This is a genomic window from Pseudomonas sp. 21LCFQ010 (assembly GCF_024129905.1).
Classification (GTDB): Bacteria; Pseudomonadota; Gammaproteobacteria; order Pseudomonadales; family Pseudomonadaceae; genus Aquipseudomonas.
The window spans coordinates 12208-29356 of sequence record NZ_JAMYDZ010000029.1 but is presented as its reverse complement, the minus strand read 5'-3'; the positions used below and the strand labels follow the sequence as shown (position 1 = coordinate 29356).

The 17149-nt window shown below is 61.6% G+C and carries 15 protein-coding genes; 9 read left to right on the top strand and 6 right to left on the bottom strand.

Features of this window, described 5'->3' with window-relative positions:
* Positions 1-115: 115 nt before the first annotated feature.
* The 3 genes from NJC38_RS24615 to gshA all read left to right on the top strand — a co-directional run bounded on the left by NJC38_RS24615 (position 116) and on the right by gshA (position 4723).
* Positions 116-2437, top strand: a complete 2322-nt coding sequence (locus NJC38_RS24615; protein WP_045484718.1) for a Tex family protein — start codon at positions 116-118, stop codon at positions 2435-2437.
* Positions 2437-2820 (top strand): PaaI family thioesterase, encoded by a 384-nt coding sequence (locus NJC38_RS24610; protein WP_045484720.1) that lies wholly within the window; start codon positions 2437-2439, stop codon positions 2818-2820. The genes NJC38_RS24615 and NJC38_RS24610 overlap by 1 nt, the downstream gene beginning before the upstream one ends.
* A 313-nt stretch (positions 2821-3133) precedes the next feature.
* Positions 3134-4723, top strand: a complete 1590-nt coding sequence (gene gshA, locus NJC38_RS24605; RefSeq protein ID WP_253117465.1) for a glutamate--cysteine ligase — start codon at positions 3134-3136, stop codon at positions 4721-4723.
* Positions 4724-4841: 118 nt separating this feature from the next.
* On the opposite strand, the gene argA is transcribed toward gshA, so the two are convergent.
* Positions 4842-6143, bottom strand: coding sequence for an amino-acid N-acetyltransferase (argA, locus tag NJC38_RS24600; RefSeq protein WP_045484725.1), 1302 nt, complete (start codon positions 6141-6143; stop codon positions 4842-4844).
* Positions 6144-6269: 126 nt separating this feature from the next.
* Complete coding sequence (gene argE / locus NJC38_RS24595) at positions 6270-7418, bottom strand: acetylornithine deacetylase (RefSeq protein WP_253117463.1); 1149 nt, start codon at positions 7416-7418, stop codon at positions 6270-6272.
* A 145-nt stretch (positions 7419-7563) separates the two neighbouring features.
* On the opposite strand from argE, the gene NJC38_RS24590 reads away from it, so the two are divergent.
* Positions 7564-8931: a CYTH domain-containing protein gene (locus tag NJC38_RS24590; protein ID WP_253117459.1), complete on the top strand. Its 1368-nt coding sequence runs from the start codon at positions 7564-7566 to the stop codon at positions 8929-8931.
* A 12-nt stretch (positions 8932-8943) separates the two neighbouring features.
* On the opposite strand, the gene NJC38_RS24585 is transcribed toward NJC38_RS24590, so the two are convergent.
* Positions 8944-9414: an Lrp/AsnC family transcriptional regulator gene (locus tag NJC38_RS24585; RefSeq protein WP_253117457.1), complete on the bottom strand. Its 471-nt coding sequence runs from the start codon at positions 9412-9414 to the stop codon at positions 8944-8946.
* Between the two features lie 126 nt (positions 9415-9540).
* On the opposite strand from NJC38_RS24585, the gene NJC38_RS24580 reads away from it, so the two are divergent.
* The 5 genes from NJC38_RS24580 to NJC38_RS24560 all read left to right on the top strand — a co-directional run bounded on the left by NJC38_RS24580 (position 9541) and on the right by NJC38_RS24560 (position 13671).
* Positions 9541-9888 carry a hypothetical protein gene (locus NJC38_RS24580; RefSeq protein WP_253117456.1) on the top strand — a complete coding sequence of 116 codons (348 nt, stop codon included), beginning with the start codon at positions 9541-9543 and terminating at the stop codon, positions 9886-9888.
* A gap of 100 nt (positions 9889-9988) precedes the next feature.
* Positions 9989-11773, top strand: a complete 1785-nt coding sequence (locus NJC38_RS24575; RefSeq protein ID WP_045484740.1) for a GspE/PulE family protein — start codon at positions 9989-9991, stop codon at positions 11771-11773.
* Between the two features lie 80 nt (positions 11774-11853).
* Positions 11854-12774 carry an SPFH domain-containing protein gene (locus NJC38_RS24570; protein WP_253117454.1) on the top strand — a complete coding sequence of 307 codons (921 nt, stop codon included), beginning with the start codon at positions 11854-11856 and terminating at the stop codon, positions 12772-12774.
* Positions 12775-12784: 10 nt separating this feature from the next.
* Positions 12785-13228 (top strand): NfeD family protein, encoded by a 444-nt coding sequence (locus NJC38_RS24565; protein ID WP_253117452.1) that lies wholly within the window; start codon positions 12785-12787, stop codon positions 13226-13228.
* A gap of 122 nt (positions 13229-13350) precedes the next feature.
* Positions 13351-13671, top strand: coding sequence for a DUF2388 domain-containing protein (locus tag NJC38_RS24560; RefSeq protein ID WP_253117450.1), 321 nt, complete (start codon positions 13351-13353; stop codon positions 13669-13671).
* Between the two features lie 65 nt (positions 13672-13736).
* Here NJC38_RS24560 and gcvH read toward each other — a convergent pair whose 3' ends face one another.
* The 3 genes from gcvH to NJC38_RS24545 all read right to left on the bottom strand — a co-directional run bounded on the left by gcvH (position 13737) and on the right by NJC38_RS24545 (position 17078).
* Positions 13737-14123: a glycine cleavage system protein GcvH gene (gene gcvH / locus NJC38_RS24555; protein ID WP_045484748.1), complete on the bottom strand. Its 387-nt coding sequence runs from the start codon at positions 14121-14123 to the stop codon at positions 13737-13739.
* Between the two features lie 45 nt (positions 14124-14168).
* Positions 14169-15251 (bottom strand): glycine cleavage system aminomethyltransferase GcvT, encoded by a 1083-nt coding sequence (gene gcvT, locus NJC38_RS24550; protein WP_045484751.1) that lies wholly within the window; start codon positions 15249-15251, stop codon positions 14169-14171.
* A 210-nt stretch (positions 15252-15461) separates the two neighbouring features.
* Positions 15462-17078 (bottom strand): iron ABC transporter permease, encoded by a 1617-nt coding sequence (locus NJC38_RS24545; protein WP_253117448.1) that lies wholly within the window; start codon positions 17076-17078, stop codon positions 15462-15464.
* Positions 17079-17149 lie beyond the last annotated feature (71 nt).

Here is a 17149-nt window from a genome sequence, read left to right as displayed (position 1 = left end):
CCTGGCTGGTTATAATGCGCCGCCCTTTTTCGGGCACTCTTTTAGTCAGGCAATGTCAGACAACGTTCGTTCGCAAACGATGGCAGTTCGCTAGTTATTTTGCTCAGGTGGTCTTATGGACAGCATCAACAGCCGCATCGCCGAGGAACTCGGTGTCCGCCCACTACAGGTCGAAGCGGCCGTAGCACTACTGGATGAAGGCTCGACTGTGCCGTTCATCGCCCGCTACCGCAAGGAAGTGACCGGTAGCCTCGATGACACGCAACTGCGTCATCTGGAAGAGCGTCTGCGCTATTTGCGCGAGCTCGACGAGCGCCGGGTCAGCATCCTTGCCAGCATTGAAGAACAAGGCAAGCTGACCCCGGAGCTGGCCCGCGAAATCAAGCTGGCCGACACCAAGACCCGTCTTGAAGACTTGTACCTGCCGTACAAACAGAAACGCCGCACCAAGGGCCAGATCGCCCTGGAAGCCGGCCTGGGCGAACTGGCCGACGGCCTGTTCAACGACCCCGGTCTGAATCCGGAAAGCGAAGCGGCGCGTTTCGTCGACGCCGAGAAAGGCGTGGCCGATGTCAAAGCGGCGCTCGAAGGCGCCAAATACATCCTCATGGAGCGTTTTGCCGAAGACGCCACCTTGCTCGACAAGCTGCGCGGGTTCCTCAAGCAAGAGGCGGTGTTCAGCGCCCGCGTGGTGCCCGGCAAGGAAGAAGAGGGCGCGAAATTTCGCGACTACTTCGAACACGACGAGCCGCTCAAAAACATGCCTTCGCACCGTGCCCTGGCGATTTTCCGTGGCCGCAATGAAGGCATCCTCAGCGGCACCCTGAAGGTCGGCGAAGAGTTACCCGGCAGCCTGCACCCCTGCGAGCTGATGATCGGCGAGCGCTTCGGCCTGAGCAATCAGAACCGGCCAGCCGATAAATGGCTGGGCGAGGTCGTGCGCTGGACCTGGAAGGTCAAGCTGTACAACCACCTGGAAACCGACCTGCTGGGCGAGTTGCGTGACAGCGCCGAAACCGAGGCGATCAACGTATTTGCCCACAACCTGCATGACTTGCTGCTCGCCGCGCCGGCCGGCCCGCGTGCCACGCTGGGCCTCGACCCGGGCCTGCGTACCGGTTGCAAGGTCGCCGTGGTCGACGCCACCGGCAAGCTGCTCGACCACGCCACGGTCTACCCCCATGTACCGAAGAACCAATGGGATCAGACCCTCGCCGTACTGGGTGCGTTGTGCACCAAGCACTCGGTGGACCTGATCGCTATCGGCAACGGCACCGCCAGCCGCGAGACCGACAAGCTGGCCATTGAGCTGATCAAAAAGTATCCAGCCCTGAAAATGACCAAAATCATGGTCTCCGAGGCCGGCGCTTCGGTGTACTCGGCGTCCGAACTGGCAGCGCGCGAGTTCCCGGACCTCGACGTGTCGATCCGTGGTGCCGTATCGATTGCCCGCCGCTTGCAGGATCCGCTGGCCGAACTGGTGAAGATCGATCCGAAATCCATCGGCGTCGGCCAGTACCAGCACGACGTCTCGCAGCTCAAGCTGGCTCGCGGCCTGGACGCGGTGGTCGAAGACTGCGTGAACGCCGTGGGCGTGGATGTGAACACCGCTTCGGTGGCACTGCTGTCGCGCATTTCCGGCCTGAACGCCACCCTGGCGCAGAACATCGTCAGCCACCGTGATGCCAATGGCGCGTTCAAGACCCGCAATGAACTCAAGAAAGTCAGCCGCCTCGGTGAGAAGACCTTCGAACAGGCCGCAGGCTTCTTGCGTGTGATGAACGGCGACAACCCGCTGGATGCTTCAGCGGTGCACCCCGAGGCTTACCCGTTGGTACAGCGCATTGCCGCGCAGACCGACCGCGACATCCGCTCGCTGATCGGCGACACCGCCTTCCTCAAGCGCCTGGACCCGAAGAAATTCACCGACGAAACCTTCGGCCTGCCGACCGTCACCGACATTCTCAGTGAGCTGGACAAACCCGGTCGTGACCCGCGTCCCGAGTTCAAGACCGCCGAGTTCCAGGAAGGCGTCGAAGACCTCAAGGACCTCAAGCTGGGCATGATCCTCGAAGGCGTCGTGACCAATGTCACCAACTTCGGTGCTTTTGTCGACATCGGCGTGCATCAGGACGGCCTGGTGCACATTTCTGCCTTGTCGGAGAAGTTCATCAAGGACCCGCGTGAAGCCGTCAAGGCCGGCGACGTGGTCAAGGTCAAGGTCATGGAAGTCGACATCCCGCGCAAGCGCGTCGGCCTGTCGATGCGCATGAGTGATACACCGGGCGAGAAAATCGACGGCGCTCGTGGCTCACGTCCGGGCGCTGCACCGCGCCAGACCAGCGCGGCGCCACGCAAGGAAAGCAGCACTGCGGCCCCGGCCAACAACGCCATGGCTTCGCTGTTCGCCAATGCCAAGCAGTTGAAGAAGCGTTGATGGAGATCCCTGAGGCGCTGACCCACAGCCCTTACCTGCGCATGCTCGGTTGCGAGATTCGCAGCCTGGGCGGCGGCGTTGCCGAAGTCGCACTGCCTCTGGAAGCGCACCTGCGCAACCGGGGCAACATGATGCATGGCGGGGCCATTTTCAGCCTGGTCGACATCGCCATGGGCCTGGCCTGCTCCAGCGCCCACGGCTTCGAGCAGCGCAGCGTGACCATCGAGTGCAAGATCAACTATGTGCGCGGGGTCAGCGAGGGCGAGGTGTTGTGCGTTGCCAGGGTCCTGCACGCTGGGCGCAGGACCCTGGTGGTAGAAGCCGAGGTGCTGCAGGCCGACAAACTGATCGCCAAGGCGCAGGGCACCTTCGCGATTGTCTGAGCGCCTGCCTGGCTCTTGGCAGACCTGACCGGTACGCAAGATCTGCGTCAGGGTAACCGCCACGCCCGACTCGGGCGTGGCGTTTTTTAGCTGGTAAAGATCGTAGGCAATCTAGCTGTACCCCCTCTGTTTAGGGTAATTTGCCGCTAATCCTGTCAAAAAAGTCGACAAATCGACTGCATGGCAAGCAACCGTGAATCTTGAGCCGGCGTTAAAGACCCAACCAGGCGACAACGCCAGTTCCTTTCTTCACCCTTGTAGACCGTCGGCTCTACCCCCATATGTGGGCGACCGATGTGTGAAGGAATCCACCTTGAGCGAATTTCTCAACCACCGCCTGGCCGTGCTTGGCGAACGCACCAACCTCCCATTGCTGGGACAGTGCCTGCACGGAATCGAACGTGAATGCCTGCGCGTCACCGACCAGGCCGAACTGGCCCAGACCCCGCACCCGCAGGCGTTAGGCTCGTCGCTCACCAATGAGCAGATCACCACCGATTATTCCGAATCGCTCCTGGAGTTCATCACACCGGCGCTGAAAAACCCGGCAGATACCCTGGACAGCCTGGAAAAGATTCATCGCTTCGTTTACAGCAAGCTCGGTGACGAGTTGCTGTGGAGCCCGTCGATGCCATCGCCGCTGCCCGCCGAAGAAGCTATTCCGCTGGCGTATTACGGCACCTCGAACATAGGCAAACTCAAGTACGTGTACCGCAAGGGTCTGGCGCTGCGCTATGGCCGCACCATGCAGTGCATCGCCGGCATCCACTACAATTTCTCGCTGCCTGAAGCCGCCTGGAGCGTGCTCAAGCAGACCGAGAACTTTGCCGGTGATGACCGCGATTACCAGTCGCACTCCTATATTGTCCTGATCCGCAACTTCCGCCGCTACAGCTGGCTGCTGATGTACCTGTTCGGCGCTTCGCCGGCCCTGGACAAAGGCTTCCTGCGCGGTCGCAGCCATCAGTTACAGGCATTCGACGAGAACACCCTGTACCTGCCGTGGGCCACCAGCCTGCGCATGAGCGACCTGGGTTATCAGAGCGAGGCCCAGGCCGGCCTGACGCCGTGCTACAACGACCTGCAGAGCTACACCGACAGCCTGCGCCGCGCGGTCGCCACGCCTTATGCGCCCTATGTCGCAACCGGTACCCACGATGCCAACGGCGAGTGGGTGCAGCTCAACACCAACGTGCTGCAGATCGAGAACGAGTACTACTCCAACATCCGCCCCAAGCGGGTGACCTACACCGGCGAACGGCCGATCCAGGCGTTGATCGCTCGTGGCGTGCAATACGTCGAGGTGCGCTGCCTGGACATCAACCCGTTTCTGCCGACCGGTATCAATCTGGAGCAGGCGCGCTTCATCGACGCCTTTATCCTGTTCTGCGCGCTGCAAGAGAGTCCGCAGCTGTCCAGCGGCGAATGCGGCAATGCGGGCAACAACTTCCTCAGCGTGGTCAAGGAAGGTCGTCGGCCGGGCCTGCAGCTGCAACGCGGCGGCTCGCCAGTTGAACTCAAGCACTGGGCCACTGAATTGCTGGAAAAGATCGCGCCTATCGCGCAGTTGCTCGACCAGGCCAGCGGCAGCGACGAACACTGTCGTTCACTGATCGCGCAGCAGGCCAAGATAGACGATCCTGAACTGACCCCGTCGGCCCGGATTCTTGCCAGCATGCGCGAGCACAACGAGGGCTTCGCGGCCTTCTCGTTGCGCCAGAGCAAGCTCCATGCCCAATACTTCCGCGCTCACCCTCTGAGCACAGAAGATCAGGCGCACTTCGAAAAGCTGGCACAGACCTCGCTGAATGAACAGGCCGAGCTTGAAGCCAGCGAAGAAGTGGTGGATTTCGACACCTTTGTCGGTGCCTATCAGGCGAGCATTCTGTCGATCAGTAATTGATCGATTTTCGCGGCTGTTTTTGTCTTCGCGGCTAAAGCCGCTCCTACAGACGGTTGATATCCGTAGGAGCGGCCGGACGGCGATCCGCCTCAGCCGCGAAATCCTGTTACCGGAAACCCTAAATCGCTTTCTCGAAGATCTTCGAATTACGCTGGTAGTTGTACAGCGATGCCCTGGCGCTGGGCAGGCGGTCGACACTGCTGGGCTCGAAGCCGCGCTCGCGGAACCAGTGGGCGGTACGGGTGGTAAGAACGAACAGCGTGGTAATGCCCAGGGCACGGGCACGGTCTTCGATGCGTTCGAGCAACTCGTCACCGCGACCGCCATGGCGGTACTCGGGATTGACCGCAAGGCACGCCAGCTCGCCCGCCTGGGAGTCGGCAATCGGGTAGAGCGCCGCACAGGCGATGATCATCCCTTCACGTTCGACCACGCTGAACTGCTCGATCTCGCGCTCCAGCACTTCCCGCGAGCGGCGGACCAGAATGCCCTGTTCTTCCAGCGGCGTGATCAGCTCGATCAGGCCACCGACGTCTTCGATACCGGCTTCACGTACACGCTCGAATTGCTCCTGAGCGACCAGGGTGCCGCCACCGTCGCGGGTGAACAGTTCGGTCAACAGCGAGCCGTTCTCGACGTAGCTGACGATATGGCTGCGGCCCACCCCGCCACGGCACGCTTCGGCCGCCGCGTCGAGCAGTTCGGCCTGGTAGCTGCTGCTGCCCAGCCGTTGCAGATGCGCCGGGACCTGCTGCGGACGCAGTTCACGAACCAGCCTGCCGCTGTCGTCCAGCAAGCCTTGTTCGGCGCCGAACAGCAGCAGTTTGTCGGCCCCCAGATCAATCGCCACCCGGGTTGCGACATCTTCACAGGCCAGGTTGAACACCTCACCGGTGGGCGAATAGCCCAGCGGCGACATCAACACGATATGGCGCTCGTCAAGCAGACGGTTGATACCTTTACGGTCGACCCGGCGTACTTCGCCGGTGTGCAGATAATCAACACCGTCGAGCACACCGATTGGCCGGGCGGTGACCAGGTTGCCACTGGTCACCCGCAGGCGCGAGCCCTGCATCGGCGAGTTGGCGATGTCCATTGACAGCTTGGCTTCGATGGCGATGCGCAGGCCACCCACTGCGTCGATCACGCACTCCAACGTTTCGGCATCGGTAATGCGCAGGTCACGGTGGTAGCGCGGCTGCAGGCCGCGCTGGGCCAGGCGGTTTTCAATCTGTGGGCGGGTGCCATGCACCAGCACCAGACGCACGCCCATACTGTGCAGCAGCACCAGGTCGTGGACGATATTGCCGAAGTTCGGGTGTTCGATCCCGTCGCCGGGCAGCAACACCACAAAGGTGCAGTCCCGGTGGGCATTGATATAAGGAGACGCGTGACGCAGCCAGTTGACGTATTCGGGCATAACCGTAAAAGCCTGTAAAAAGTTGGACGAAAGACAGAAACACGCACAACACAGTGGTGGTTATCGTCGGAACAGGCCTGGCAACACGCGCAGTCTCCTTATATTTGTGAATTCGGACCGGAGCGCTTATTGGGGCGTCAGGCAGTAGTGTTCAATCAATTGTCTCAACAGACGCACTGTAGGCTGCAAACGTGACATTTCCAGATACTCGCCCGGCTGGTGCGCACAGGCGATGTCGCCAGGGCCGAGTACCAGCGTCTCGCAGCCAAGCTGCTGAAGATAAGGCGCTTCGGTGCCAAATGCCACCGCTGCTGCCGTATGACCTGTCAGACGCTCGGCCAGCCGGACCAGTTCCGCATCGGCCGGCTGCTCGAACGGCGAGCACTCGGGGAACAGCGGCTGGTAGTCGATGCTGACCTGATGACGCTCGGCCAGCGGTTGTAATTTCTGACGAATCAGCGAGCGCAAAATTTCGGGGTCCATGCCCGGCAGTGGCCGCAGGTCGAACTCCAGCGAGCACTGGCCACAGATGCGATTGGGGTTGTCACCGCCATGAATGCAGCCCAGGTTGAGGGTCGGCTGCGGCACGCTGAATTGCGGATTGTGGTACTCGGCCTGCCACTGCGCGCGTAACCCCTTGAGGTCGCTGATCACATCGTGCATCGCTTCCAGCGCACTGTGGCCCAGGCGCGGATCGGAGGAATGGCCGCTGCGCCCGAGGATATCGATGCGCTCCATCATCACGCCTTTGTGCAGACGAATCGGTCGCAGCCCGGTCGGCTCGCCGATCACCGCCGCACGCCCCAGAGGCCGCCCCGCCTCGGCCAGGGCACGGGCCCCGGCCATCGAGCACTCTTCGTCACAGGTGGCCAGAATCAACAGCGGCTGCTTGAACGGCTGGGCCAGCAGAGGCAATACCGCCTCGATGATCAGCGCGAAGAAGCCTTTCATGTCGCAGCTGCCCAAGCCGACCCAGCGACCGTCAACTTCTGTGAGCTTCAGCGGATCGGTCTGCCACAGGGCTTCGTCATAGGGCACGGTGTCGCTGTGCCCGGCCAGCACCAGACCGCCCGGGCCACTGCCGTAGCTGGCGAGCAGGTTGAACTTGCCGGGCGAAATGGTCTGGATTTCACAGGCAAAGCCCAGCTCATCGAGCCAGCCGGCCAGCAGGTCGATGACCGGCCGGTTGGACTGATCCAGCGCCGGCTGGGTGCAACTCACCGAAGGTGTGGCGATCAGCGCAGCGAACTGCTCTTTCATGGATGGCAAAGGCATGGATGACGGTTCCTTGAGGCTTGCGGACCATCATAGGGGTATAACGCGTCAGGAATAAACCGCCTGCGTCCTGTAAACTACAGCGCTTCGCCGCCATGCCCATGGCTGCCCGTTCACCAGCACCCGCGTTTGGATCGCCCCGGCCATGCAGAAAGAAACCGAAATCAAACTCCGCGTCAGCCGCGAGACCCTCGCCGCCCTGCGCGATCACCCCCTGCTGAAAAAACGCAACAAGAGTGGCTGGGAGCGCCTGGAACTGACCAACCAGTATTTCGACACCCCGGAGCGCGATCTGGCCCGGGCCAAGGTCGCGCTGCGCATCCGTCGCGATGGCGAGCAACTCATCCAGACCCTCAAGACCCGTGGCCAGAGCGTCGCCGGGCTGTCCGAGCGCAATGAATTCAACTGGGATATCGCCAAACCCAAGCTGGACCTGAAAAAGCTCGACGGCCAGTGCTGGCCCGAGCAACTGGCCGAACTGGACAAGAAAACCATCAAACCGCTGTTCACCACTGACTTCGTGCGTGAAAAAGCCGAAATCGCCTGGGGCCGTGGCAAGGCCAAAGTGGTGATTGAAGCCGCTCTGGATCTGGGTCAGGTGGTGGCCGGCAAGCAGAAAGAAGAAATCTGCGAGCTGGAGCTGGAACTGCGCGAAGGCGAGCCTGACGCATTGCTGGAACTGGCCGCCGAGCTGGCCGCCAGCCTGCCATTGATGCCGTGCGATATCAGCAAGGCCGAGCGCGGCTATCGCCTGTTCGACGCCGGCAGTTATTCGCTGAGCCTCAAGGCCCCGCAACTGACGGCCGAAACCAGCCTGGACGACGCCTACACCGCCCTGGCCTGGCACCTGCTGGGCAGCAGCCAGCGGCTGGCCGAACAATACCGTTTCAACGGCCACTGGCGCCTGCTGCAAGAGTGGGTCGAGCTGTTGGCTGAGCTGCGCGCCCTGACCGGCAGCCTGGGCCAGTGCGCCCCGCGCAGCACCACCAACAGCCTGCGTACTGCACTGGATGCGCTGCTCGAAGACTGGCGCCCGCTGGTCCAGGCCGGCCAGGAAGATGCTGACGTGCGTAGCGCGGCCCACGAGCAGTTCCTTGAAGAGCTGCAAGACACGCGCTGGGGCGAATTCTCGCTGAGCACCTCACGCTGGCTGCTGGCTCGCGGCTGGACCGTCGAGCGCAACAAGCGCGGCGAACGCCTGGGCGTCGTGCCGCTGGGCAACTGGCTGCCGACCCTGCTGGCCGCCGAGGCCAGCGCACTGCAACTGGACCGCTACCAGCAGCAACCTGAAGACCTGGCCGAGCAATTGCCGCGCATCGAGCGCATCCAGGTCTGGCTGCACTGGGCCCGTGGCGTGCTGGAACTGCCCGAGCTGGATCGCCTGTACGGCGAGTTGAACAAGCTGGAGCAACTGGCCAACCAGGACATCAGCGACGAAGTGCTTGCCGAACGTGTCAGCCAGGCGCTTATCGTCACCCAGACCAAGGCCTGGAGGCAGTTGTTGCGCGGCTGAGCGTCCTGCCGCTCAACGTCCTAACGGTAAACTGGTGGTGGATTTGATCTCCGACAGGGCCACGATCGAATTCACCTCCTGGATCCCCGGGACCATCGACAGCTTGTCGAAGAAAAACTTCTCATAGGCCTCGATATCAGCGGTGACGATGCGCAACAGAAAGTCCACCGCGCCCATCAGCACGTAACACTCCAGCACCTCAGGAAACTCACGGATCGCGTCGGTGAATTCGGCAAAATTCGAACGGCCATGGGCATTGAGTTTCACTTCGGCAAAGATCTGCGTGTCCAGGCCGATCTTCTTGCGGTCCAGCAGGGTCACCTGACGGCGGATCACCCCTTCATCCTTGAGCCGCTGAATGCGTCGCCAGCACGGTGATTGTGACAGCCCCACCTGCTCGGCAACCTGCGCGCTGGACAGCGAAGCGTCCTCTTGCAGCAGTTTGAGGATCTTGCGGTCATAGGCATCCAGCTCAATCTGCATAAACAATTCTCTTTGATGGCCAACCTTGCTTTATCAATCCAAAATAAAGCCTGTAACCGCGATCATAGACCAGTATTTTCCCGATACGCATGCAAGAATTTCCTCACCTGCCCAGGAGACTCACGCATGTCCAGCCTCGAAGCCTTTCCCGCCCCCGCCCACCGTCCAGATAGCTGGGCCGCCGGTAATGTTCATTGCTGCGTCCGCTACCGGGTGCTGGCCGATGCCCAACCGGCGCTGTTGTGTCAGGTTCTGAACCTGCTCGCCATGCAGTATCTGGTGCCTCTTGAGGTCAATGTGCTGCGTCAGGGCAACTGCTTGCGAATCGACGTGGCCGTCGACGGCCTGAGCGGGCATCGCGCGCAGGTCATCGGCGAAAAAATGCGTAACCTGATCGACGTCGAATCGGTGCAGTTACACAGGCTCGAACAGCCGCCACAGCTGGCTCATGCAGCGGCATTGATCAGCGCATGAGGGGGTAACACAAGACATTCCTGTTCACACAAGGGGGATAACACTGGCACCCTTGGGGTCTACGCTTGGATCAATTCCCGGACTCGCCCAAGGAACCTGCATGGCTGTTCACGCCCATACCCCAACAGACCGCTGGCTCGACCTGAACGATCTGTTGCGCGAGCTGGTCGCACAGAATCATCTGAGCCAGACCGATGCCGAGGCGGCCGTCACCCAACGCCGCAGTGCCGCGAATATTCAGTTGCATCCGCTGGAGTTTCTGGCCACCCAGCAATTCGACGACCTGGCGCGGCCGGGGCGCAAACTCGATCTGGAAACGCTCACCGCCTGGCTCGCCGAGCAATGCGGCCAGCCATACATGCGCATCGACCCGCTGAAGATCAACGTGGCAGCCGTCACACCATTGATGTCCTATGCCTTTGCCCAGCGCCACCGGATTCTGGCCGTGGCAGTGGATCGCGAGGCGGTGACCATCGCCAGCGCCCAGCCCTATGTCAGCTCCTGGGAAGCCGACCTGTCACACGTACTCAAGCTGCCAATCAAGCGGGTAGTCGCCAACCCGGTCGATATCCAGCGCATGACCGTCGAGTTTTTCCGCCTGACCCGCTCGGTCAGCGGCGCCACGGCCACTGATCAGAAAATCAGCAACCTGGGCAACTTCGAACAATTGCTCAAACTCGGCTCCAGCGATCAGGAGCCCGATGCCAACGATGCGCATATCGTCACCATCGTCGACTGGCTGTTTCAGTACGCCTTCCAGCAACGCGCCAGTGATATCCATATCGAACCACGCCGGGAAAGCGGCACCGTGCGTTTTCGTATCGACGGCGTGCTGCATAACGTCTATCAATTCCCGCCGCAGGTCACCATGGCAGTGGTCAGCCGCCTGAAAAGCCTGGGCCGGATGAACGTCGCAGAAAAGCGCAAACCCCAGGATGGCCGGGTCAAGACCAGCACCCCGGATGGCAATGAGGTCGAACTGCGCCTGTCGACCCTACCCACCGCGTTCGGTGAAAAACTGGTGATGCGGATCTTCGACCCCGAAGTGCTGCTCAAGGATTTCGACCAACTGGGTTTTTCCAGCGACGACCTGCGCCGCTGGCAGGGCATGACCCGCCAGCCCAACGGGATTATTCTGGTCACCGGGCCGACCGGGTCCGGCAAAACCACCACCCTGTACACCACGCTCAAGCAACTGGCGACCACGGAAGTCAACCTGTGCACCATCGAAGACCCCATCGAGATGGTCGAGCCGGCCTTCAACCAGATGCAGGTCCAGCACAATATCGACCTGACCTTTGCCAGCGGCATCCGGGCACTGATGCGCCAGGACCCGGACATCATCATGATCGGCGAGATTCGCGACCTGGAAACCGCCGAAATGGCCATTCAGGCCGCGCTGACCGGGCACCTGGTGCTCTCGACCCTGCACACCAACGACGCCCCCAGCGCGATCAGCCGCATGCTCGAACTGGGTGTGCCGCACTATCTGCTCAAGGCCACGATTCTCGGGGTCATGGCCCAGCGCCTGGTGCGCACCCTGTGCCCGCACTGCAAAGCGCCGGTAGAGCTTGATGAGGCCGACTGGCAGGTGCTGACCCGCCCCTGGCAGGCACCGGTGCCCAGCGGTGCCTGCCGGGCCGTAGGCTGCGTCGAATGCCGGGACACCGGTTACCGGGGTCGCGCCGGGGTGTACGAAATCATGCTGATGTCCGACGCAGTCAAGGGGCTGATTTCCTCTGACCTGGACCTCACCGGGCTGCGCCGTCAGGCGTTCAAGGAGGGCATGCGTAGCCTGCGCCTGTCGGGCGCGCAAAAAATTGCAAACGGTTTGACAACAATTGAAGAAGTCCTGCGAGTGACGCCGCAAAGCGAGCAGCGCTAGTATCCGGGGCTTGGTGTCGATGCTCCATCCCACCGGCACCGGCCTGACAAGGATGGAATCTGCAAAAGGATAAGGACGTTATGCCAACCGAAAGCATCGTCATTCTGCTATTCGTCGCGCTGGCAATTGCCATTGTATTGATGGGTTTCAAAGTGGTGCCTCAGGGTTATCAGTGGACCGTGGAGCGCTTCGGCCGCTACACCACTACCCTCAAGCCCGGCCTGAGCATCATCATCCCGGTGATGGACCGCATCGGGCACAAGATCAATGTGATGGAAAGCGTGCTCGATGTACCACCCCAGGAAGTCATTACCTCTGATAACGCTACGGTTGAAATCGACGCGGTGTGCTTCTTCCAGGTAGTCAATGCCGCGCAAGCCGCCTACGAGGTCAACAACCTCCAACATGCCATCCGCAACCTGCTGCAGACCAACATCCGTACCGTACTCGGCTCCATGGAGCTGGACGCGATGCTCAGCCAGCGTGACAACATCAACGAACGCCTGCTGAGCATCGTCGATGAAGCCACTGCGCCATGGGGCACCAAGATCACCCGGATCGAGATCAAGGACATCAGCCCGCCGCAAGACCTGATGGCCGCGATGTCCGGGCAGATGAAAGCCGAACGGATCAAGCGCGCGCAAATTCTTGAGGCTGAAGGCCTGCGGGCCTCGGCGATCCTGACCGCCGAGGGCAAGAAGCAGGCGCAGATTCTCGAAGCCGAAGGCAGCCGTCAGGCGGCCTTTCTTGAAGCTGAAGCCCGTGAGCGTCAGGCCGAAGCAGAAGCCCAGGCTACCCGAGTGGTGTCCGAAGCGATCGCCACCGGCAACGTGCAGGCCATCAACTACTTCGTCGCCCAAAAGTACGTCGAAGCGCTTGGCCAGCTGGCATCAGCCGACAACAGCAAAGTCGTGCTGATGCCGCTGGAGGCGACTCAGGTGATCGGTGCCGTGGGCGGTATTGGCGAGATCGTCAAAGCCACGTTCGATCGCAAGGCCTGAGGCACACGTCATGAACTGGCTGTATGAGCTGTCGTACTGGGACTGGCTGGCGCTGGGCACGGCGCTGCTAATCCTGGAAATGTTCGGTGCAGGTGGCTATCTGCTGTGGATCGGCATCGCCGCGGCGGCGGTCGGCATCCTGACGTTCATCATGCCAGAGCTGGGCTGGAGCTTGCAGTTGCTGTTGTTCGCTGTATTTGCGGTGCTGACAGCGGTGTACTGGTGGTACCGGCAGCGCAGTGCAGTCCGCCCGTCAGATCAGCCAGGGCTGAACATGCGAGGTCAGGAGTTGATCGGTCATGCCTTTATCGTGCAACAGGCGATTGTCGACGGGCGTGGCAAGATCAAGGTCGGTGACAGCGTATGGATCGTGGTAGGCCCGGATGCTCCGGCCGGCAGCCGGGTCAAAGTGGTGAGCCAGGACGGCGCGGTGCTGCGCGTTGAGCTGGCCTAGGTAGCCGTTTGACTGCAAACACCGCTGGCCTGGCGCAGGGGCGAAAGCAGGCTTATGGAACTTGACGAGTGTTTCGGATCTCCAAGTTACTCGAAATTCCATTTTCACTGGAGTACCTCACCATGCGTCTGAAGCTTGCTGTCGCCACTTGTGCTCTGCTCTCCCTGCCCGTCGGTTCGGCCATGGCCGATGCCGGTTTCTGGCGGGATGTCATTTCTTCCGGGGCCACCACCGGCTCCACTTATCTGACGTTCAAAGACCATAAGCTGGTTGCCGCTGCCCAGGACGATGCCGGCAGCTTCGTCGCCAGCGAAGGCGGTATCCGTGGCCCCTACCTGGAGGCGGCCATTGCCCAGGTTCGCCAGGATAATCCAGGCCTGCAGGCCAACGACATGGAACTGGCCAACGCCATCCTTGCGCGTCATGCCGTGGCCCAGGAATAACCACGACCAGGCCGCAATAAAAAATGCCGCTCACAAGAGCGGCATCTTTGTTCCAGCGAGCAGGCTTATTCGCCCGTCAGTGCCTTGTAGGCATCAGCATCAAGCAACTTGGCCAGGTCGGCCTCAGCGTTCGATGGCTTGAGTTTGAAGATCCATGCCTGGTAAGGCTCTTCGTTGAGCGACTCGGGGCTGTCGGCCAGTTCTTCGTTGACTGCAATCACTTCGCCAGCCACCGGCGCGTAGATGTCCGATGCGGCCTTGACCGACTCCACCACGCCTGCGGCATCACCGGCGGCGAATACTTTGCCCACTTCCGCCAGTTCGACGAATACCACGTCGCCCAGAGCCTGCTGCGCGTGATCGGAGATGCCCACGGTTACCGTGCCGTCAGCTTCCAGACGGGCCCACTCATGGCTTTCGGCGTAACGCAGATCGGCGGGAAAATTGCTCATTTGCTTATCCTCAAAATCATCAGGTCGGCGGTAGTCCGCATAAAATTAGATCAACACTTTGCCATGACGCACGAAGTTTGGCTGCACTACGCGCACCGGATACCACTTGCCACGGATTTCCACTTCGGCCCGGTCGGCCGTGCCGATGGGCACCCGCGCCAGAGCGATGGACTTGCTTAGCGTAGGAGAAAAACTGCCACTGGTGATCTCGCCATCGCCGATTTCGGCTACGCGCACGACCTGATGGGCACGCAGCACGCCGCGCTCTTCCAGCACCAGCCCCACCAGCCTGGAGTTGACGCCACGGGCGCGCTCGGCCTCCAAGGCGCTGCGGCCAATGAAATCACGATCAGCGGGCTGCCAGGCAACGCTCCACGCCATGTTCGCCACCAAAGGCGACACACTCTCGTCGATATCCTGGCCATACAGGTTCATGCCGGCTTCCAGCCGCAGGGTGTCGCGCGCGCCCAGGCCGATGGGAGAAATGCCCGCGCCGACCAGATCGTTGAAAAAGGCCGGCGCCTGCTCGGCGGGCAAGATGATCTCCAGGCCATCCTCACCGGTGTAACCGGTGCGGGCGATGAACCAGTCGTGCTCATCATGGCCTTCGAACGGCTTGAGGCTGCGGATCAGTTCGGCGCGTGCGCTGGACACCAGTTCAGCGATGCGCTTGCGGGCCTGCGGCCCCTGAATGGCGAGCATCGACAGCTCCGGGCGCTCTACCAGCTCGACATCGAAACCGGTTAGCCGCGAACGCATCCAGGCCAGGTCTTTGGCGCCGGTGGCAGCGTTGACCACCAGCCGGTAACCGCGCGGAGTGAGGTAGACGACCATGTCGTCGATGATTCCGCCGTTGTCATCGAGCATCGCACTGTACAGCGCGCGCCCCGGCTCTTGTAAACGACCAACATCGTTGGCCAGCAGATAACGCAGCCAGGCCTTGGCCTGACTGCCGATGACATCGATCACGCGCATGTGCGAAACGTCGAAAACGCCGCATTCGCGGCGCACCTGATGGTGCTCCTCGACCTGTGATCCGTAATGCAATGGCATGTCCCAACCACCAAAATCGACCATCTTCGCGCCAAGTGCGAGGTGCAGGTCAAACAGGGGGGTACGCTGTCCCATGGGTGTCTCCTTCCGGGCGTGGCGAAGATACAGGCCAGGCTTGGGCCGACGGGTCCCCCAATGACTCGGGGTTTACCGCAAATGAAAACCCGTGACGCCAACCCGGCCTGCATCGATTGCGGCGCATTGTAGCCGTATGAGCGGTGGCCCGCACCCGATGTGCAGTACCGGAAACATCGAGTGTCATTTCATCTGGCCACCAGCTAAAGCCTAGCCGATCTGCCGTGCCGAGCGCCGAATCAGGCCAATCACCGGCAACAGACCGACCAGCACCAGCGTCAGTGCGGGCAATGCAGCACGAGCCCATTCGCCTTCGCTGGTCATTTCGAAGATGCGCACCGCCAGGGTGTCCCAGCCGAATGGGCGCATCAGCAAAGTGGCCGGCATTTCCTTGAGCACATCGACGAACACCAGCAGCGCCGCACTCAAGGCCCCCGGCACCAGCAATGGCAGATACACCTTGAAAAACAGCCGTGGCCCACTGGCGCCCAGGCTGCGCGCCGCTTCAGGCAACGACGGACGGATCCGCGCCAGGCTGTTTTCCAGCGGTCCGTAAGCCACGGCAATGAAGCGCACCAGATAAGCCAGTAACAGGGCCGACAGGCTGCCCAGCAACAGTGGCTTACCGGCTCCGCCCAACCAGCCGGACAGCGGAATGACCAGGGCTTTGTCCAGATAGCTGAAGGCCAGCATGATCGACACCGCCAGTACCGAACCTGGCAAGGCATAACCGAGGTTGGCCAACCCCACCCCGGCATTGATCGGCGGGGTCGGTGCCTGACGCCGGGCAAAGGCCAGGATCAACGCAGCACTGACGGTAATCAACGCCGCCATGCTGCCCAGGTACAGGGTATGCAGCACCAGGCCGGTGTAGCGCTCATCCAGATCGAAACGGCCACGCTGCCAGACCCACACCACCAGTTGCAGCATCGGTACGGCGAACGCGCAGATGAACACCAGCAGGCACCAGCTGGTCGCGGCCAACGCCTTGCCACCACGCAGGTGATACAAGGCTTTGCCCCGTGGACGCTCGTTGGCGGCGCGATTGGCGCCGCGCAGGCGCCGTTCGCCGTACAGCACGACCATCACCGCCAGCAATAACAGGCTGGCCAGTTGAGCGGCACTGGAAAGGCTGAAGAAGCCGTACCAGGTCTTGTAGATGGCGGTGGTGAAGGTGTCGAAGTTGAATACCGACACCGCACCAAAGTCAGCCAGGGTTTCCATCAGCGCCAAGGCAATACCGGCACCAATCGCCGGCCGCGCCATCGGCAAACCCACGCGCCAGAACGCCTGTAACGGCGACAGGCCCAACACCCGCGCCGCCTCCATCAGGCCTTTGCCCTGAGCCAGAAACGCCGTGCGCGCCAGCAAGTAAACGTAGGGGTAGAACACCAGCACCAGCACCAGGATCACACCGCCGGTGGAACGCACCCTGGGCAGGCGCACACCACTGCCGAACCATTCGCGCAGCAAGGTCTGCAAAGGCCCGGCAAAATCCAGCAGGCCGACAAACACGAAGGCCAGCACGTAAGCCGGAATCGCAAAGGGCAGCATCAAGGCCCAGTCGAGCCAGCGCCGCCCCGGAAACTCACAGAGGCTGGTCAGCCAGGCCAGGCTGACACCCAGCAAAGTCACGCCGACGCCGACCCCCAACACCAGAGTCAGGGTGTTGCCCAGCAGGCGGCTCATCTGGGTCTCAAGCAAGTGCGACCAGATCTCCCGGTCGATGCTCTCCCAGGACAGCAGCAATACGCTGAGGGGTAACAGCACCAGCGCGGCGATGACAAAAACCAGGGGATACCAGCGGCGTTGGGCAGGATGGGCCAAGGGGGAGTCTCGAAGCGGGAAGGAGGCTCATTCGCGGCTAAAGCCGCTCCTAGGTTGCAGGAGCGGCTTCA